The 17,752-nt window shown below is 70.1% G+C and carries 15 protein-coding genes and 1 pseudogene; 5 read left to right on the forward strand and 11 right to left on the reverse strand.

Annotated elements, in window-relative coordinates; genetic code table 11:
* Positions 1–2: 2 nt before the first annotated feature.
* On the forward strand, positions 3–683 hold the full coding sequence (locus MYF83_RS30700) for a response regulator (RefSeq protein WP_248964236.1): 681 nt from the start codon (positions 3–5) through the stop codon (positions 681–683).
* A gap of 65 nt (positions 684–748) precedes the next feature.
* On the opposite strand, the gene MYF83_RS30705 is transcribed toward MYF83_RS30700, so the two are convergent.
* From MYF83_RS30705 to MYF83_RS30745, 9 genes are all read right to left on the reverse strand, one after another.
* The gene (locus tag MYF83_RS30705; RefSeq protein ID WP_248964237.1) at positions 749–1,378 is read right to left on the reverse strand and encodes a DUF899 domain-containing protein; all 630 of its coding nucleotides are present in this window, start codon (positions 1,376–1,378) and stop codon (positions 749–751) included.
* Between the two features lie 131 nt (positions 1,379–1,509).
* On the reverse strand, positions 1,510–2,427 hold the full coding sequence (locus tag MYF83_RS30710) for an NmrA family NAD(P)-binding protein (RefSeq protein ID WP_248964238.1): 918 nt from the start codon (positions 2,425–2,427) through the stop codon (positions 1,510–1,512).
* A 295-nt stretch (positions 2,428–2,722) separates the two neighbouring features.
* Positions 2,723–3,499, reverse strand: a complete 777-nt coding sequence (locus MYF83_RS30715) for a hypothetical protein (RefSeq protein ID WP_248964239.1) — start codon at positions 3,497–3,499, stop codon at positions 2,723–2,725.
* Positions 3,496–3,990, reverse strand: coding sequence for a sigma-70 family RNA polymerase sigma factor (locus MYF83_RS30720; RefSeq protein WP_248964240.1), 495 nt, complete (start codon positions 3,988–3,990; stop codon positions 3,496–3,498). The genes MYF83_RS30715 and MYF83_RS30720 overlap by 4 nt, the downstream gene beginning before the upstream one ends.
* A 375-nt stretch (positions 3,991–4,365) precedes the next feature.
* Positions 4,366–5,322, reverse strand: a complete 957-nt coding sequence (locus tag MYF83_RS30725; RefSeq protein WP_248964241.1) for an NB-ARC domain-containing protein — start codon at positions 5,320–5,322, stop codon at positions 4,366–4,368.
* Positions 5,323–5,466: 144 nt separating this feature from the next.
* A complete protein-coding gene (locus MYF83_RS30730) occupies positions 5,467–6,141 on the reverse strand; it encodes an alpha/beta fold hydrolase (protein ID WP_248964242.1) in 675 nt (224 codons plus the stop codon).
* A gap of 74 nt (positions 6,142–6,215) precedes the next feature.
* The gene (locus MYF83_RS30735; RefSeq protein ID WP_248964243.1) at positions 6,216–8,927 is read right to left on the reverse strand and encodes a helix-turn-helix transcriptional regulator; all 2,712 of its coding nucleotides are present in this window, start codon (positions 8,925–8,927) and stop codon (positions 6,216–6,218) included.
* A gap of 347 nt (positions 8,928–9,274) precedes the next feature.
* Positions 9,275–9,856 (reverse strand): TetR/AcrR family transcriptional regulator, encoded by a 582-nt coding sequence (locus MYF83_RS30740; RefSeq protein ID WP_248964244.1) that lies wholly within the window; start codon positions 9,854–9,856, stop codon positions 9,275–9,277.
* Positions 9,844–11,361 (reverse strand): FAD-dependent monooxygenase, encoded by a 1,518-nt coding sequence (locus tag MYF83_RS30745; RefSeq protein WP_248964245.1) that lies wholly within the window; start codon positions 11,359–11,361, stop codon positions 9,844–9,846. Before MYF83_RS30745 ends, MYF83_RS30740 begins: the two co-directional genes overlap by 13 nt.
* Before the next feature lie 90 nt (positions 11,362–11,451).
* Between MYF83_RS30745 and MYF83_RS44505 the strand changes: the two are divergent.
* Positions 11,452–11,963: pseudogene (locus tag MYF83_RS44505) on the forward strand (IS110 family transposase).
* Between the two features lie 346 nt (positions 11,964–12,309).
* On the opposite strand, the gene MYF83_RS30750 reads toward MYF83_RS44505, so the two are convergent.
* On the reverse strand, positions 12,310–15,099 hold the full coding sequence (locus tag MYF83_RS30750; RefSeq protein ID WP_248964246.1) for an ATP-binding protein: 2,790 nt from the start codon (positions 15,097–15,099) through the stop codon (positions 12,310–12,312).
* Positions 15,100–15,289: 190 nt separating this feature from the next.
* Between MYF83_RS30750 and MYF83_RS30755 the strand changes: the two genes are divergently transcribed.
* The 3 genes from MYF83_RS30755 to MYF83_RS30765 all read left to right on the forward strand — a co-directional run bounded on the left by MYF83_RS30755 (position 15,290) and on the right by MYF83_RS30765 (position 17,040).
* Positions 15,290–15,646: a VOC family protein gene (locus tag MYF83_RS30755; RefSeq protein WP_248964247.1), complete on the forward strand. Its 357-nt coding sequence runs from the start codon at positions 15,290–15,292 to the stop codon at positions 15,644–15,646.
* A 72-nt stretch (positions 15,647–15,718) separates the two neighbouring features.
* The gene (locus MYF83_RS30760) at positions 15,719–16,330 is read left to right on the forward strand and encodes a VOC family protein (RefSeq protein WP_248964248.1); all 612 of its coding nucleotides are present in this window, start codon (positions 15,719–15,721) and stop codon (positions 16,328–16,330) included.
* Between the two features lie 257 nt (positions 16,331–16,587).
* Positions 16,588–17,040, forward strand: a complete 453-nt coding sequence (locus tag MYF83_RS30765) for an iron chaperone (RefSeq protein ID WP_248964249.1) — start codon at positions 16,588–16,590, stop codon at positions 17,038–17,040.
* Positions 17,041–17,284: 244 nt separating this feature from the next.
* On the opposite strand, the gene MYF83_RS30770 is transcribed toward MYF83_RS30765, so the two are convergent.
* Positions 17,285–17,710: an SRPBCC domain-containing protein gene (locus MYF83_RS30770; RefSeq protein ID WP_248964250.1), complete on the reverse strand. Its 426-nt coding sequence runs from the start codon at positions 17,708–17,710 to the stop codon at positions 17,285–17,287.
* Positions 17,711–17,752: the final 42 nt, after the last annotated feature.

Genomic DNA, 17,752 nt, shown 5'->3' on the forward strand with positions numbered 1-17,752 from the left:
ACATGGCCATCCGTATGATCATCGTGGATGACCACCCGGTCGTCCGCGACGGGCTCCGCGGGATCTTCGCCGGCGACGATACCTTCGAGGTCGTCGGAGAGGCGGCCGACGGGCCGGAGGCGCTCGTCGTCGCCATGCGGACCAACCCCGATGTCGTCCTCATGGACCTGCGCATGCCGAAGATGAGCGGCGCGGAGGTCATCCGCCGGCTACGCGAGCAGACGCCCGGCATCCGCGTGCTCGTCCTAACCACCTTCGACGACGACGCCGACGTCCTGCCCGCGATCGAACAGGGCGCCACCGGCTACCTGCTCAAGGACACCCCGCGCGCCGACCTGCGCCGCGCTGTTCAGGCGGCGGCCCGCGGTGAGACGGTGCTGTCCCCCTCCGTGGCCGGCGTGCTGACGCAGAGAATGCGCATGCCGGAACAGCGGACGCTGAGCCGCCGGGAGGTCGAGGTGCTGGGGCTCATCGCCCGAGGCGCGACCAATCGCGAGGTGGCCGCGAAACTGTTCATCACCGAGGCGACGGTGAAGACGCATGTGCTGCACATCTTCGCCAAACTCGAGGTGAACGACCGGGCGGCCGCGGTCGCGGCGGCATACGAGACCGGCCTGCTCAGACCGGCCGGCGAATCCGACCAGAGGCTTCTGGAGAAGGCCCCCGATCAAGGGGCTTCCTGAAGAGGCTTCCGATCAGAGGGCCTTTCAACGAGCTTCCGGCCACCGGGACCACGTCGCCTGCTCATCTATCCGTAGGTGGGATGCTGCGGCCAGCCGGGCGGTGAGTCCTCCCAGTCCTCCTGGCGGCCGTACGGGGTGAGGTCGAGGATGCTGTTGACGAAGACGAGCCGGTCAACGCCGCGGGAGGTGGTGTTGTAGGTCCGGTAGACGTCCTCGCCGTCGCGCAGGAACACACTGAGCATGAAGCCGCCACCGGCACCGCAATCGTCGGTGAACGAGGTGCCGTGCGACGACACGAACGGCACCGTCCAGCCCATCCGCGCCTTGTACGCCTCGATCTGGGCGAGCGGCATGTTCGACACGGTCACCCACGTGACCCCGCGGTCGGCCAGTAGAGCCGGCCCGGCGGCGGGAACGCTGTTCGTGAACCAGGTGCAGCCCGGGCAGTAGTGGTCCGGCCCGTTGTCCATGAACTGGTAGACGACCAGCTGCCCCCGGCCCTCGAACAGCTCGAGCAGGGTCTTCGTGCCGGTCGGCGTGTCAAACGCGTACCCGTTGCCGAACTTGACCATCGGCAGGCGGCGGCGCCGCGCGGCGAGCGCGTCCAGCGCGCGGGTGGCTTCCTTCTCGGCCTTGAGCAGCTCATCACGGGCCAGCTGCCACTCTGCGGCCGAAGCGATCTCGGGTCTCTCCATCCGCCGATTGTGCCCGACGGCACCGACAAGAACGCACCTCATCTCCTGGTGCCGGTGGCGACGGTGGCTGTGGCGAGGGCGATGACGAATGCGGTCGCGATCGCTGCGGGGAGATCCGTCGTGGTCTCCGCCTACCGGGTGAACAGATCGGTCCGTCGCACGACGAATTCTTCGATCGTCTGGGCCGGTCGCCCGGTGATCAGCTCAACGGTGCGGGTCGAACGGTCGTACCGGTTCTGACGATGCAGACGGGCCATGGTGACGATGTGCTCTTCGGCGTGCGGCCCTAGTCCGGCGCGGGAGAGGACCCGGTCGACCCAGATGTCCAGCGGGACGTCCACGTAGGACACCGGCCTGCCCAGCGCCCGCGAGTACTCCTCGGCGACACCGGTCATCGCCTGGGACCGGGGTCCGGTCAGTTCATGGACCTGTCCGATATGCGGCCGCGGATCCCGCAGAACCGTGGCTACGACCCGGGCGACGTCATCGGCCGCGACCGGTGAAGTCCGGCCCGTCCCGAAGGGCAACTGGAGGGTTCCGCTGTCCGCGATGGATCGCGCGGCAAGCGTCGTGAACAACGGGTTGTCCAGGAAAATGGTCGGCCGGATGTGCACGACCGGCAGCGCGGACCAATTGAGCACCTGCTCAGACAACCAGTGCAACCGCTGCTGATGTGACTCCTCGGTGCTCAGCACGTCCATCTGCGACACGGTCATCTGGGAGATGCCGACCAGAGCCTCGAGTTCGCCGACCGCACGGGCCACGGTCGCGACGGTGGCGGCAGCCTCCAGATAGGACGGTGACACGCTCATGCTGAAGAACATCCGGCGGACGCCGTCGAGGGCCCGCGCCACGTCGGTGGGCCGCGTGAGATCCCCGGCGACCACGTGCGCGCCGAGCTCCCGCAGGGCTTCCGCGCGCTCGTCGTCGTGGTGCACCATCGCTCGTACGGCGAGACCATGCTCGCGCAGCAACTTGACGACGGTGCGGCCCACGCCTCCAACGCCCCCGCCGGCACCGGTCACCAGAACGAGGCTGTCCTCGGCCACGACTTTCGCCTCCCTACTCTGACCAGGTTAAACGCCGCTCCTTGACGTTGCTTTCCGCCATCACCTTCCCGAACTCCGTCCAGCTCACCAGCGTCAGGTCCGTTCCCAATCCAGTGGTTCGGCGCTTACGACATGAAATCGTGGACCTCAGGCTGGGAGCACTGCGGCTGATCAGAGGCCTGTTACCCCGGGACCTGGAACTGCCGTGGCTCGGGCTCTGTCCGCAAAGTAGACGTGCCAGGTGGCCGCCCGAGCGCCCACCTGGCTATGCGCCGTCTGTAGAGTCCTTGGTGATCTAGGAGCGTGGCGACGAACCGGCCGGGACGTCCGTGGTGCAGGTCAGCGGGGCATCGTCGGGCACCAGGCCCATCGAGACCGCGACCCGGCTCGGGGAGTCGGGCTGGTAGCCCTCTGTCCTCATGCCGATGATCAGCTTGGTCGCCGGGGGCATCGCCGATGGCGTGATGACCATCACGGGGTTTTGGCCAGAGTGATCGTCCTGCTTGACGTCCTTGTTGATGTTGGGCTTCTTGCCCTGCAGGGCGTCATTCTTGCGGTCACGCTGCTCGTCCTGCTGGGCGTCCTTCTTGAGGTCACGCTGCTCGTCCTGCCGGACGTCACCCTTGGCGTCGGGCTGCCATTCCTCCCCGACGACCTTCTTGAGGTCCGCTTCCAGGTTCTGCGACTCGTCCGTTGGCTGGCACCACTTGTTGATCGTGATCTGGGCGGGGATGCCGGCCTGGGCAAGTGTCCGCTGCATGATCTCCGGGTCGAGTGACTCCTGCTTGGTCATTTTCACGGTGACCGTGCCGTCGGGGTTGGTGTCGACGGAGAATGCGGCCAGGTGCACGTGCACCTCATTGCCGGCGGCCACCGGCGGTGCGTTCACCTGGGGGCTGTCGATCGCCAGCGTCAACGCCAGGCCCGTCGCCAATGCGGCGCCGGCCGTCGTCCCCGCGATCCTGCGGCGGCGGCGAGACCGGCCCGCCGCCACGAGCTGCTGCACCGGCGTGTGCATGTGCACCTCGGCCATCGCGTCCCGCACCGTGCCCAGTACGTCATTGTCGTTCATCGTTCGCCCTCCTGGCTGTTGACTGTCGCGAGTTCGCCGCGCAAAGCCGCGACAGCGCGCGACAGATGTGCGGTGACGGTTCCTGGAGCGATCCCGAGGGCCCTGGCCGCGGTTTCGGTGTCCAGATCGAGGAAGACACGCAGCGCGACCACCTCCCGCTGCCGTCGTGGCAACCGCCGCAGCGCCGCCAGCAGAGCGGGGTCCACGTCGGGCCCGTCGGCCGCGGCGGGGACCACGGCTTCGTGACCTGTCAGGGCGACCTCGTGGCGGCGTCGTCGCCACCAGGTGACCCGGGTGTTCAGCGCCACGCGAACGATCCAGGCGTGCGGCGCTGGATGCCGGCTCACCTTTCGCCATGACATCCACGCCCGCGTGAACGCCTCAGCGACCAGGTCCTCCGCCAACTGCCGGTCACCCGTGGTGGCTAGCACCGCCCGGAGGCAGGCATCCCGGCTTTCCTCGTAAAACTCCTCGAACTCCAGATGCTCCACATCCCCTATACGCACAAGCACAGCCAGACGCTTACCAACTTCTCGCGTCCCGCTCGGGTCCGTGCCGTGGTGCGCAAAGCACAGCGATGCCGTTCAAGGACACTCACCCAGGTCACTGTCTTTGCGAGCGCTCAAACGTCAGTGGCAAACGCGAAAGGTTCCCTGTCACAGGACACTAGAGAAGAGGGTCGCAGTTTCGAATGCCTCGACAGGAGGTCGCGTGAGGACGATGACGGGCAAGACCTGCCTGGTGACCGGCGCGACCAGTGGGATCGGCAAGGAGACGGCGCTGCGGCACATGCTCGGCGCCGCAACTGGCGCCGAGACCTCGGTGTACCTCGCCGGCTCGCCGGAGGTCGCCAGCGTGACCGGAGGCTACTTCGTCAAGTGCAAGCCTGCCGAGCCAAGCGCCCTGGCCAGGAACGCCTGGGCTGCCGCGCGGTTGTGGGCGCTCAGCGAGGAACTTACCGGCCCTGACCCAGGCCGGTGACCAACAAGACGAACGGAAGCCGGACCAAGGGCGCGATGCACTCGCTTGTGCAAGCCGTACCGGCCGGCGGCGTGTTCCTCGATGACGTGAGCGGCGGCCAAGCGGCGCAGCAGGCATGCCGCCGACGTGACGTCGGCGCCGATCAGCGTGGCCGCCTCCTGCGCGGTGGATTCCATGCAGGGAAGCAGGCCCAGGCGGCGGAACAAGCGGCGGGCGTCTTCCGCGAGCGTCGCGTACGAGGCGTCGAAGGCTCCCCTGACCCCGCTGTGCGGGTCTCCGTCCACCTCCAGGCCGTCGAGTCGGTTGGCGGCCAGGGCGGCGACAAAGGCGGCGATGCTGGTGTGCGGGCGGGCGGCCAGGTTGGCGGCGGCGACACGCAGCGCCAGCGGAAGGTTGCCGCACAGCGTGGCCAGTTCCGCGGTCGCCTTCGGGTGTGCGACGGCCCGGTCGGCGAGCAGGTCGGCCAGCAGGTCTCGGGCCTCGCGGTCGGACAGGACGTCGAGGACCATCGAGCGCGCGCCGTCGCGGGCGATCAGCCCGGTCAGCCGTTCCCGGCTGGTGACCAGGGCGACACAGCCGGGGCTGCCAGGCAGGAGCGGCCGCACCTGCCCGGCGTCGCGGGCGTCGTCCAGCAGCACCAGCACCCGTTTGCCGTCCAGAAGGCTGCGGTACAGGGCACTCGCCTCATCCACATCGGCGGGCACCCGGTCCACGCCCAGTGCTCGCAGGAGCCTGGCCAGGGCCTCGATCGGGGGCACCGGGCGGCTCCCGCCGTACCCGTGCAGGTTCACGTAGAGCTGCCCATCAAGGAACCGGCCGCGTACCCGATGCGCCCAGTGCACCGACGGATGATTCCGGGGGGTATCGCCTTGCCCTGGGTGGCGATGAGCCCCCACGAGGGCGGCGAACACCTGCCGGAGCTTGTCGGCCTGCAGATAGAGGTCGGTGCCGGTGGTCCCGTCAGGGAGCGCCGATGACGGCCGTCATCAGGCGGCGGCCTGGCGGATGAGGGTGGCGACCGCGGCGGGCTGCGACAGGTAGACCGAGTGGCTGCCCGGCGTCTCCGCGATGGTCGCCCCGGCGCGCTGGGCCATGGCGTGCTGGGCGGGCGGCGGGATCATCCGGTCGTCGGTCGCCACCAGGTACCAGGACGGCTTGGCGCGCCACGCGGGTTCGGTGACCGCGCCGCCGAGGGCGTCCACGCCCCAGGGGACCTGCGAGTCGGCCATGAACGCCGCCTGGTCGGCGGGCAGGTCCCCCGCGAACGACGCGGCGAACTTGTCCCGGTCGAGGAAGAGGAATCCGTTCACCGGGGGCAGGATCGGCGGGACGGGCGCGCCGGGCGGCGGGTCGGCGATGAGCGTGTTGACCGACTCGCCCTTGTCCGGGGCGAAGGCTGCGATGTACACGAGTGCCGCGACGTCGGGGTGCGTACCGGCCTCGCTGATGACGACGCCGCCGTAGGAGTGGCCGACCAGGACGCACGGGCCGTCCAGGCCGTCGACGACCTGGTGGGTGGCGGCGACGTCCCCGGCCAGGGACAGGGTCGGGTTCTGCACGACCGACACGCGGAAGCCGTCGGCGACGAGCAGGTCGTAGACGGCCTGCCAGCCCGAACCGTCGACGAAGCCGCCGTGGACGAGCACGATGTTGCGGATCATGTCGCTCCTCTGTGAGGGGAGAAGGGGTGGGAACACGACCCACGGTAGGAACCGGGCGACTCCCCTCGCGTACGTCAAATGATGTAATCGCCCTCCCGCGCGGCCATGAGACGGCTCAGCTCGCCGCGCGTGGTGATGCCGAGCTTGGGGAAGATGCGCGACAGGTGCGTGCTGACCGTGCGGGGCGAGACGAACAGCCGCTGGCCGATGTCGCGGTTGGTCAGGCCGTCCGCGACGAGCTGCGCGATCTGGAGCTCCTGGGCGGTGAGCCGGTCGCGGGTGTCGTGCTTGCGGCGGATCCGCTCGCCGCTCGCGCGCAGCTCGCGCAGCGAGCGCTCCGACCAGGGCACCGCGCCGAGCGCGTCGAACGCCTCGGCCGCCGCGCGCAGCGGCGCCCTGGCCTCGGCGGCACGGCGCTGGCGGCGCAGCCACGCGCCCCACGCGTGCCGCAGCCGCGCCCGTTCGAACGGCCAGCCGACCAGGTCCTCGCGCAGCGCCTGCGTGAACAGCTCCTCCGCGGTCTCGTCGGGCGCGGTGATGGCCCTGACGTAGGCGAGCGCCACGTGCCCGACCGGCGACCCGCTCTCCTCGATCACCGGGGCGAGCTCGTCGGCGACCGCGCGCAGCTCCTCCTGCCGTCCGCTGAGCAACGCCGCCTCCGCCAGGTGCGGCAGCGCCCACAGCCGCACGTACTGGTGGTAGCTGACCTCGCTGGGGTCGAAGATCGGGCGCAGCGCGTCCCAGGCCGCGCCGAAGGTCCCGTCGGCCAGCTCGGCGGCTCCGCGCGCGAGCTGCACCAGGGCCAGCATCGGATGCGCGCCCGCCGACAGGAACCCCCGTTCGGCCTGCGCGGCGAGGTCGCGCGCGACATCCGTCGCGCCGCGCAGCGCGTGGATCTCGGCGGATACGGCGTCCGCGGTGAGCACCCACTGCGGCTGCCTGGTCTCCACGGCCAGCGCCCTGGCCTCGGCGGCGGCGACGACCCCGAACCGGGTGTCGGCGAGTCGCGCCGCCGACGTCGCCTGCCCGACGAGCGCCTGCGCGAGCGACCCGAACGGCCCCCGCGCCCGCATCCCCGCGATCGCCTCCGCGTACAGCCGCGCGCCCAGCGGGAACGCCCCGACCGCGTCCGCCGCGAAGCCCAGCTGTAGCAGGTTGCCCGGGCTGACCCAGCTCGCCCTGCTCAGCGAGTCGAGCCGGGCCAGCACCTGCCTGCCGCGCTCCACCGGGGCGATCACCGCGAGCGACGTGACGATCTGCGGGTCGTCCGGAGGCACGGCCAGCCGTTCGATCGCGGCGAGCACGGGCGCGCGGACCTCCCGCGTGGGGTTGGAAAAGAACCAGCGCATGCTGACCCAGGCCAGCCAGCGCAGCGCGAACGCCGAGCCGTCACGTGCGCGCATCTCGTCGAGGAACCCGGCGAGGTCGGACAGCCGGTCCACGCCGGTCCACACGTAATGCAGGCTGATGTCGCGGAAGTAGGTGAGCCTGGACCGGTCGATCGGGGCGAGGTCGGCGTCCTCCGCGCGGCCGACGAGGCGTTCCAGGGCGGCACGGTCGCCGATGTCGAAGGCCATCATGGCGGCGTCGATCAGCCGCGCGCCCCGGCGGGACGGGTCGGCGCTGAGGTAGGCGGCGCGCTCCATCGCCTCCAGCGCGAACCCCGACGCGCCTCTGCCCTCGGCGCGCAGCGCGGCGGCGGCGAGCCCGGCTGCGACGTCGTCGTCGTAGGACGTCGCGGCGGCCGCCCGGTGCCAGATCCTGCGGTCGTCGTCATCGGGCAGGGCGGCGGCGAGCGCGGCGTGCGCGTCGCGTACCAGGTCGGCCCCGGCCGCCTGGGCGATCGCCGACCTGATCAGCGGGTGCCGGAACCTGACGCGCACGGCGTCGGCCACGATCAGTCCCGCCCGGGTCGCGGGGGCCAGCGCGGCCGCCTCGATCGGCGCGCCCGCCAGCAGGGACGCGGCCCGCGTGTTCTCCTCGATCGCGTCGTCCTCGTTGACGGCGGCGACGAGCGCCAGGGTCCTGGTGTCGGCGGGCAGCGCGGCGAGCGCCTGGGCGAACGCGCGCTCCAGCCGCTCCGTCAAAGGCAGCCTGCTCGACGCCAGCACCTCCTGGTCCTGCCGGGAAGCCAGCGCGGCGAACTCCATCAGCGCGAGCGGGTTGCCCGCCGCCTCCGCCAGCACGCGGGCGCGCAGCGCGGCGCCCAGGTCGGGCGCGACCCTCGCCAGCAGCTCCGCCGCCGCCTGGTCGGTCAGCGGCGGCACCGTCAGCGCGGGCAGCCCCGACGCGGTGAGCCTGGCCAGCGCGTCGGCGTCATCGCGCAGGGTCGCCAGCAGCACGACGGCGTCCGAGCGCAGCCGGCGGCCGACGAACGCGAGCGCCTCCCAGCTCGGCTCGTCCAGCCAGTGCGCGTCCTCGACGGCGAGCACCACGGGCGTGTCGCCCGCCAGCGCGGACAGCCGGTGCAGCACGGACATCGCGGTGCGCAGCGGCCCGCCTTCGAGGTCGCCGGGCGCGAGCCCGGTCCCCGCGAGCAGCCTGCGCAGACCCTCGTACGGGACCTGGGCTTCGGCGGGCACGCCGGTCACGGTCAGCACGCGCGCGCCCCTGGCCGCGGCCTCGGCCGTGGCTGCTCCGAGCAGCGCCGACTTGCCGACGCCCGCCGCGCCGCTCAACACGAGCGCGCCGCCGCCCTCCTTCACGCCGTCCAGCAGTGCCAACAGGTCACGCAGTTCGGCGTCTCGTCCCACGAGGGCGTGCAGTGTCACGAGGTCGATGCTCACACCGCACGCCCCGCGCCGTCCAGCTTCAGCCCGCGCCCTGCCGTCCCGACGGGATGTGCGTGAGCACCGCCAGGACGCGGCGGTGTGAGTCGGGCGATTCGTGCAACCCCAGCTTGGCGAAGCTCTGCGCCACGTGCGCCTCGACCTACGCTCGATGATCGTCAGCCGGGCCGCGATGGCGCGGTTGGACAGCGCGGACAGCCCCTGGGGCGACCTCGACGCGCCGGGTGCCGGCTCGCTCCGGCTGACGGACCGGCCGCTCGGGCTCCAAGGAGGCGTGTTCGCCGGCTGGAGAGATACCCCCGCCATTTCGAACTCCGGTGGGAGGTACTGGTCGGCCCAGGCGATCAAGGCTGGTATCCGATGTGGCGCAGGAGGACCTGCAGTCGGCGCTCAACCTGTGCTGCGGTCATGTCCTGGTCATGATGGAGAAGGACGGATCCGATGGAGCTGGCGAGGATGTCCTGGATGACGCTCGGATCGGTGCCCGGTGGGAAGCGGCCGGCGTCGATGGCCTGCTGCGCGATCTGCGCCAGGGCATCCAGCCGCGGCTGGAGGTAGCGCCTGGTGTAGGCGGTTACCAGTTGCGGGTAATCCACCGAGGCGCCGATGACTCGCGCCATCAGCGCGCGGAAGCGGGGGCGGCTGAGGAGCTCGGCGATGGACGCGACCAGCTCGTCGATGGACTGCCCGGCCGGGGCCGCCTCCATGTCGGGATTGCGGGCGCGCTCCAGGGCGGCCATCAGCAGGTCCTCTTTGGCTCGCCAGCGCCGGTAGACGGTCAGTTTCGCCACGCCGGCGCGTTGGGCGACCGCTTCGATGCTGGTGCCCGCCGCGCCGCGTTCGATCAGCAGGTCCAACGCCGCGTCCAGGATGGCGGCGTCGTTTTCCGGGTCGCGTGGGCGGCCGTGGCGTCCTACGCCGGCCACAGCACCTGGTTCAGCCATGCGGTCAGTTTGTCGGGTGCCGGACGGCCGCGCCAACCGATGTGCCCGTCGGGGCGGATCAGCACCACGTCGTGCGAGTTGGGCTCAACCGGGGTGAGCGCGGTGACCATGTCTGTGCCCAGTTGTGCGGCGGCGGCCTGAGCGTGGCGGTCGGCGATGTGTGGGCCGGCGGCGACCACTACCCAGCGTCCAGAGATCGCGGCGTGGAGTGTGGTCTGGCTGCCGTCGAGGCGTCGGCAGGTGAGGTCGGGCATCCGGTCGCCTGGATGCAGGCCGGGCAGCCACCGGTGCGAGGTGGGGGCGAGCGGCCCGCCCCGGTAGTTGATGCCGAGTTGGGAGGCGGCCAGCCACAGCCGGCGCTGTACGGCGGGCAGGCGGACGGCCGGCAGGACCAGCTTGTCGCGGACCAGACGTTTCCACAGGTTGTGGGGCAACATGATGTCGACTGCGGCGCTGGTGGCGCGCAGGACGTTGCGGGCCAGTGGGCGCCGCTCGCCTTCGTAGGTGTTGAGGAGCCGCTGGTCGGCGCGGCCGCGGGCGACCAGTACCAACTTCCAGGCGAGGTTTTCCGCATCGCCCAGTCCGGTGTTCTGCCCCTGTCCGCCGGTGGGGCTCTGGATGTGCGCAGCATCGCCCGCCAGCAGGATCCGACCGTGGCGATAGGCGTCGGCGAGTCGGCGGTGGATCCGAAACTCGGAGGCCCAGCGGATTTCGGTGACCGTGTCGAGGCTGACGCCGCTGCGGTGGGAGAACTCGCTCAGCACCCGATCGGTGATCTCGCTATCGGACAGCTGGTCGGGCAGGTCTGGCGATGGCTCGGTGAAGACCCGCCAGGTGTCGTCCGGCAGCGCGGTGACCGAAAGCATGTGCCCGGACTCCATCCAGGTCGTGCTGCCGTTCTTGTCGAATGGCCACTGAGCCCGTACGTCGACCATTAGCAGGCGTTCTAGGAGTTTGCGGCCGGGAAAGCCGATTCCGGCGAGTTTGCGTACCGTGCTGTGTGCACCGTCGCAGCCGATTAACCAATGGCCCTCGATCTGTTGCTCGGCGCCGTCGGCTGTCTGGACGGTGACGGTGACGCTCGTGGCCTCCTGTTGGGCTACCGCCAGCCGGGTCCCCCACTCCACCGTGCCGCCCAGTTCGGCCAGCCGCTGCCGCAACGCACCTTCGACTTCGGCCTGCGAGATCAGCAGCGCCTGTTTCGGCCGGTCCGCAACGGCCTGGCCGACGTGGAGGCGCAGCACGGTGCGCGATCCTTCGTTGTAGGACATGTTGAGGGAGGACTGGGAGCGTTCCGGCAGGTCGCCGAGCGCGCCGATCCGTTCCAGCACCTCCACGCCGCGTGGTTGCAGGCCAAGAGCCCGGGAGGTGGTGGCAGGGCCGCTAGCGGCGTCGATGACGCGAACGGGGACGTCGTGCAGTGCCAGATGAATGGCCAGGGCGAGCCCCGTGGGGCCGGCTCCTGTGATGAGTACAGTGTCAGTCACTTAATAAACGATACGGTACCGATTACTAAATGGCCATCAGGGCTCGTGTGAGCAAGGTCACCGACCTCTACGGCCGGATGGCACGCGTCCCTGCTCGCCTTGGCCGACTGGCTGCGCTGCCAGAGCGTCACCCTGGTCGCCATGGAAGCGACGTCGGACTATTGGAAGCCCGTCTACTACCTGCTAGAAGCCGAGGGATTCACCTGCTGGCTGCTGAACGCCAAGCACGTCAAGAACGTCCCCGGACGACCCAAACCGACAAACTCGATGCAGTCTGGCTGGCCAAGGTCGTCGAACGCGGCATGTGCCGGCCCAGCCTGGTGCACCCCAAGCCGATCCGCCAGCTCCGCGACCTGACCCGGTATCGGCGCAGCCTGGTACGCGAACGAACCCGCGAGAAGCAGCGGGTGGAGAAACTGCTGGAGGGGGACTTCCCGGGACCGGTCCCCGACGAGCAGAGCTCGCTGGCGTCCCCTGCTGTTCGTGGCGGTTGTCACTCGGTTGGTCACTCACCCTTGCTCGCGAGAGCTGCTGGGATTTCTAGCGCCAGTGGCAGCCCCGCCCCGCGGGGGTTGGACACGCCGGGTAGAGCATCGGATTAGTCCCCGATCTCCCCGCGGGAGAGCCCGTTTTGGGCTGAAAGTCGAGGGTGGTTGCTCGCCGACGTCGTTTGCTTCTTGGTCCGGGTTGAGGCCGTGGATTAGCCGGACGCCGAGAGCCGCGCCATGGGCCCTTCACTGTGCTTCGAGCACGCGGATCAGCTTCGCTCTGTCCCTTGCGGCACCCAGCTGAACGTGCAAGAGGCTCGTCACCGGCTCGCCAGTCCGCGGCAGCCGGTTGAGCACACCGCCAGCGCCTGAGGTGGTCAGCAGCAAAAGTGCAGGTAGTTCTGCAAGTCGCCGAGGATGCGGGCGATGGTGCCGCTGTTCAGCGACTATCGCTGTTAGGTCACATCGGTGTCGGAGCAGGGGCCATCGGGGCGAGGCCGAGGTCGGCGAGCGCGGCCGCGCCGCGCTCGGCATGGTCGCCGCCGGCGAGCACCAGCGTCCGTGCGGACTGGTAGCGGCAGCCGGCGGCGTCAAAGGCATCTGCCGTGGCGAGCAACGCCTCCTGGTCGCCATCGAGCAGGGCTTCGGCTCGCTCCACGATGGCACCGGCGACCGGGTTGCCGGCCACGATGGTCCGGGCCTCGGCCACACGGTCGCGAGCGTCGGGGCTCCCGGCGAGCACGGCGGCCTCGGCGCGCAGCGCCACATACCAGTGAAGCCAGATCCAGGTGACCCACTGCCACACCTCGGCGGGCTCAGGCGCCATCCGCTCCAGCGCCTCCGGTGCCTGCCCACGGTGGAGCAGAAGCATCGCATCGAAGACCGCCCCATAGCCGTAGGTATTCCCCGGTGAGGAGTCAAGCTGAATCAGCACCGCGCTCCAGTCACGCCGCGCGTCGTGGTCGTCGCGTAGACCGTGGATCGTCGCCACTGCGGCCGCCGGCGGACCGAGGATGGACCTGGCGGGGCCGCCGGCCCGCTGCCACGCGTCGAGGAACCGAACGCTGCCGGCGAGTATCTCCTCTACGTTGCCCGCCAACGCGTCGGCCACAAGTAGCCAGCCCGTGGCACGATGGCCGACCTCCGCCAGCAACGGATGATCCGCGAGTTGCCGTGCCCACCGGCGGGCAGCCGGCAGGTCCCCCGCGCCGAGGCTGGCCTCGGTGGCCTCACCAAGCGCCTCGATCAGCTCGTGGGTACCGGCCGGGGTATCCGGTGTGGACGAGAGCAACGTGATCCGGCGCCGAGCCGTGTCGGCGGCGGCGAACGTGTCACCGGCCCAGCTCTGGGCGCCGGCGAGCGTATCGAGTGCGGCGGACTCGGCGAGCGGGTCACCCGTGCGGTGAGCGAGTTCGACCGCTCGTTCGGCGCGCGCGATCGTCACCGGGACCGCGGTGTCGTACAGGCCCTGTGCGGCACCGATCGCGTCGGTGAGCGCCCGCCCGGCCTCGGCCAGCGCCACCGCTGCCTGGGCGGCCGGGTCGTCGCCGGCCAGCTCCCGCGCCTGGGCCATGAGCGCGATCGCCTCTTCCTGTGGCAGCTTCCGTACGAACTTGCTGGAGAACCTGTAGGCGTTGGCGGCGGCGGTCGCCAGGTCACAGGCGGTGCCGGCGGTGTCGCCGGACCGGCGGGCGGCGTCCGCGGCCGCGCGGTGCAGGCGGGACATGTCATCACCATGCATCCGGCAGCCGGCCACGGCCGCGGCCTGCCGGAGCATCGACGCGGAGACGGCGGGGTCGTCGGCAAGCGCGGCGGCCTGCTCATAGCGCCCCTGGGACTCGCCGATCAGGTGACGGGTGAAGGTCAGCTCCGCCAGGGAACGGGCGAGGCGGTACGCGTCCGTGCGCTGTTCCGGCCGGTCGGCCGCCCACGCCAGGGCGGCGCGCAGGTCGTCCGCCACCGAGTCGAACCGAGCCCGCCAGTCCTCCCGTGCCACCGCCAGCTCGGCGGCCTTGGCCAGGCACCAGCGAACGTGGCGGGATCGAGTGTCGACCAGCTCACCGGCCTCGGACAACCGCTCCATCCCGTACTGGCGGATGGTCTCCAATGCCCGGTACTCGGTCCTGCCGGGGGACGCCGTCACCACTAGCAGGCTCTGTTCGGCCAGCCGGGCCAGTCCCTCGGCGACAATGCCTTCCTCGCCCCCGGCTACCTCCGCCGCTGCCACGGTGGTGAACGGCGCCACGAACACCGACACCTGGCGAAGCAGCGCCCGGTCGGCCGGCTCCAGCAAAGCATGGCTCCAGTCCAGCGCCCCCCGCACCGAACGGTGTCGCTCATCGGCACGGGAGCCGCCGGTCAGCATCCGCAGCGGGTGGAACAGGGCGGCGGTGATGCCGTCCAGCCCGAGCGTGGGATACCGGGCAGCGGCCAGCTCGATCGCCAGCGCCATCCCATCCAGCCGCTCACAGATCGAGGCGATCTGGTCGCACAGTGCAGGATCCAGCGACCGGCCCACCGCCGCCGCCCGCTCCATGAACAACGCGACCGCGTCTGACTCACCATCAACGGGCAGCGACAGCGGCGGGACCGGATACACCCGTTCGAACGGCACCATCAGCCGGGCCCGGCTGGTCGCCAGCACCGTCACCCGAGAGCACGTCACCAGCAGCCGCTCAAGAAACAGCGCCACCCCGTCCACCACTTGCTCGCAGTTGTCCAGCACCAGCAACGCATGACGGTCGGCCAGCGCAGCGACCACGGACTCGGTCATGTCGCGGCCGGGCTGCTCACCGAGGCCGAGCGCCCCGGCGACCGTAGTCGCGATCATGCCCGGATCGGTGACCGGAACCAGGTCGGCGAACCACACCCCGTCGGCGTACGCGCCGGCTACTTCGGCAGCCACCGCCAATGCGAGCCGGGTCTTGCCCACTCCGCCGGGACCAACCGCGGTCACCTGGCGGTGTGCCTTGATCATCTCGGTCAGCTCGGTCCGCTCGCTCACCCGGCCGATGAACGAGGTCAGCGGGGCCGGCAGAACCGGTGCCGGGTGAAACGGGCCGGAGCCGGCCGGCTCGGGCGCACGCTGGGCGAGCGCCCGCCGATCCGGCACCTCCAGCTTGCGCAGCAGCGAGGAGACGTGACTCTCCACGGTACGCACCGAGATGCACAGCCGTGCCGCGATCTCGGCGTTGCTGAGATGGGCCCCGACCAGTTCCAGCACCTCGGCCTCCCGAGGTGAGATCTCCACTCCTGTCACCACTGTCCCAGTTTGCCGCACCCCCTCCGCACCCCCATCCGCAATGGCCACCGTCCGCGATCCGTGCCGTCGATCCGTGGGCGGTTCCGTGGTCACCACGGATGCGGACCGGCCAGACCGGAAGAAAAGCTGTGAATACGCAAACAGCGGGTCGATGTGACCCACGACTACAGGAGTGACCATGACCGGCTCTTCCACCCAGGGAATCAAGACCGTGCTACACCCCGTGTCCAACCTGGCAAAGGCCAAGGCGGTGTATGAGGCCCTGCTCGGTATCCCGCCGCAGACCGACTCGACCTACTACGTCGGCTTCGAGGCCGAGGGCCAGCACATCGGACTGGTGCCGGGCGGTGGACCGCAGGGCATGACCTCACCGGTGGCCTACTGGCACGTACCGGACATCGAGGCGAAGCTGGCCGAGGTGACCGCCGCGGGGGCCACCGTGAAGGAGGCCGCGCACGAGGTCGGTGGCGGCCGCCTGGTCGCCACCGTCACCGACCCCGACGGCAACGTCCTCGGGCTGATCCAGGACCGGTGAGCGCCGACCTGCCCCTGCCATACCCGCCGCGTAGCGGCCGCCGACAAACCCACCTCGCTCAAAGGACCTGCCATGACCTCCTTCGAATCCGTCACCCTGGAAGTTCCCAACCCCACGGCCGCGGACGCCTTCTACAACGCCTTCGGTCTGGGCTCTTACGTGAACGTACGCGCCTCGGATGCGCCGACGACCGGCTTCCGTGGGTTCGCGCTGTCACTCGTGGTGTCCCAGCCGGGCAACGTCGACGCCTTCATCGGCGCCGCCCTCGACGCCGGCGCCACGGCGCTGAAGCCCGCCACGAAGGGGTTCTGGGGCTACGGCGGCGTCGTATGCGCCCCGGACGGGACGATCTGCAAGGTCGCGACCTCGAAGAAGAAGGACACCGGCCCTGCCGCCCGGCGCATCGACCAGGTCGCGCTCCTGCTGGGAGTGGCGGACGTCAAGGCGAGCAAGCGGTTCTACGTCGAGCGCGGCCTGGCCGTGGCCAAGAGCTTCGGCGGCAAGTACGTCGAGTTCGACACCCCGTCGTCGGCCGTCACGCTGGCGCTCTACCCGCACCGCGCCCTCGCCAAGGACACCGGCGTCTCCCGGGAGGGCATTGGATCGCACCGGCTCGTGATCGGCAGCGATGCCGGGCCCTTCACCGACCCGGACGGGTTCGTGTGGGAGACCGCATCCGTCTGAGGCAGGCAATGGGCCGACCTCAACACCATCATCACGCAGGTACGGGCCAGTGGTGCCGAGGTCATCCAGGGAAACCGACAGGGCAGCCGCCGTACGGCGCCCCCGATTCGGGGGGCAACCCAATGAGCCGCCGATGGACTCGAATCTCCCGCGTCGCGCATGAGCTCGCGGTCGGGCAGGGCCAACCACGGCCCGGTGACACCGACCCGAGGACCATGAACTCCGAACATCAAGATCTTCAAGGGGGAAGTTCCGCCATGAGCAGCACCGAAAGCAGCACGTACGAGGGATTCACGGTCGAGGAGCGTGCCGCGATGAAGGAGCACGCCAAAGATGGGAAGAAGGCAGCGCGACGCGGCTCGCGCGCGGACAAGGCGGCGGAGGCGGCGCGGGACGTGCTCGCGAAGATCGCCGAGATGCAGGACTCGGACCGGATCATGGCCGAGCGCGTCCATGCCGTCATCATGGCCAGCGCTCCGGTCCTAGCACCGAAGCTCTGGTACGGGATGCCCGCCTACGCGCTGGACGGCAAGATCGTCTGCCACTTCCAGCCTGCGGAGAAGTTCAAGACACGCTACGCGACACTCGGGTTCAGCGACCAGGCGAAACTGGACAAGGACACGATGTGGCCGGCCGCATTCGCCCTGACCGAGGTGACACCCGAGGTGGAGGCGCGGATCAGCGCGCTGGTGAAGCAGGCGGTGAGCTGAGGCGCGGCCGGAACGGGATTGCCCATGACCGCGTCGCCGGCGGTCGGGAAACAGGATCTTCAAATGGTGCGAGACAGTGGACTGCCCCACTGCGGACGCGGCCACGATCTCGCCCCCGCTCATCGGCGCGACCGCCGGGCCGGCAGAACCGGCATGTAGTCGATTACATGGCTGCAAACGGGTATGCGACTTGTCTCACGGCACCGAGGGCCGGCGATGGGGTCCGGCCCTCGGGGGGACGCGCTCAGCTCTCGGCTCGGAGCTTCAGCGCCTGGTTCAACGCGGTGAAATCCCGCTCGGTGTTGTCGATTATCTTGCCGACGAACGGGACGAGGATCCCGGAGAAGTCCTCCCGCTGCACGACGCGCGCGCCTTCGACAGTGGGCTCCAGGATGAACTCATGGGCGCCGTCGAAGACGCCCGGCATGATGAACCGCCCGATCCAGCGAAGACGCCGCCCCGGATCGACGGTGAGGACGCGAGGGTGGAAGGTCCGCGCCTTGCCCTGCGCGGGACACATGAGGAGTTCCAGGGTCGCTCCTTCGGCGAGGCGGCCGGAGGCCTTCTGGATGAACGGGTTCCACTCCTGGTAGCGGTCGAGATCGGTGAGGACCATCCACACCGCCTCGGGCGGGGCCTTGACCTCGATGGACGTGCTGATCTGGCGCATGTTGGGTCCTTGTCTTACTTGGGTGCGAGGCTTCGCGAGGTG

Origin of the sequence: Sphaerisporangium perillae, from assembly GCF_023276435.1 — a bacterium.
In the GTDB taxonomy this organism is placed as follows: Bacteria; Actinomycetota; Actinomycetes; order Streptosporangiales; family Streptosporangiaceae; genus Sphaerisporangium; species Sphaerisporangium perillae.

Excerpts from the sequence above, each read along its gene's own strand:
- MYF83_RS30700 (WP_248964236.1), top strand. The coding sequence starts at position 3 with ATGGCCATCCGTATGATCATCGTGGATGACCACCCGGTCGTCCGCGAC.
- MYF83_RS30705 (WP_248964237.1), bottom strand. The coding sequence starts at position 1,378 with ATGGAGAGACCCGAGATCGCTTCGGCCGCAGAGTGGCAGCTGGCCCGT.
- MYF83_RS30715 (WP_248964239.1), bottom strand. The coding sequence starts at position 3,499 with ATGAACGACAATGACGTACTGGGCACGGTGCGGGACGCGATGGCCGAG.
- MYF83_RS30730 (WP_248964242.1), bottom strand. The coding sequence starts at position 6,141 with ATGATCCGCAACATCGTGCTCGTCCACGGCGGCTTCGTCGACGGTTCG.
- MYF83_RS30755 (WP_248964247.1), top strand. The coding sequence starts at position 15,290 with ATGACCGGCTCTTCCACCCAGGGAATCAAGACCGTGCTACACCCCGTG.
- MYF83_RS30760 (WP_248964248.1), top strand. The coding sequence starts at position 15,719 with ATGACCTCCTTCGAATCCGTCACCCTGGAAGTTCCCAACCCCACGGCC.
- MYF83_RS30765 (WP_248964249.1), top strand. The coding sequence starts at position 16,588 with ATGAGCAGCACCGAAAGCAGCACGTACGAGGGATTCACGGTCGAGGAG.
- MYF83_RS30770 (WP_248964250.1), bottom strand. The coding sequence starts at position 17,710 with ATGCGCCAGATCAGCACGTCCATCGAGGTCAAGGCCCCGCCCGAGGCG.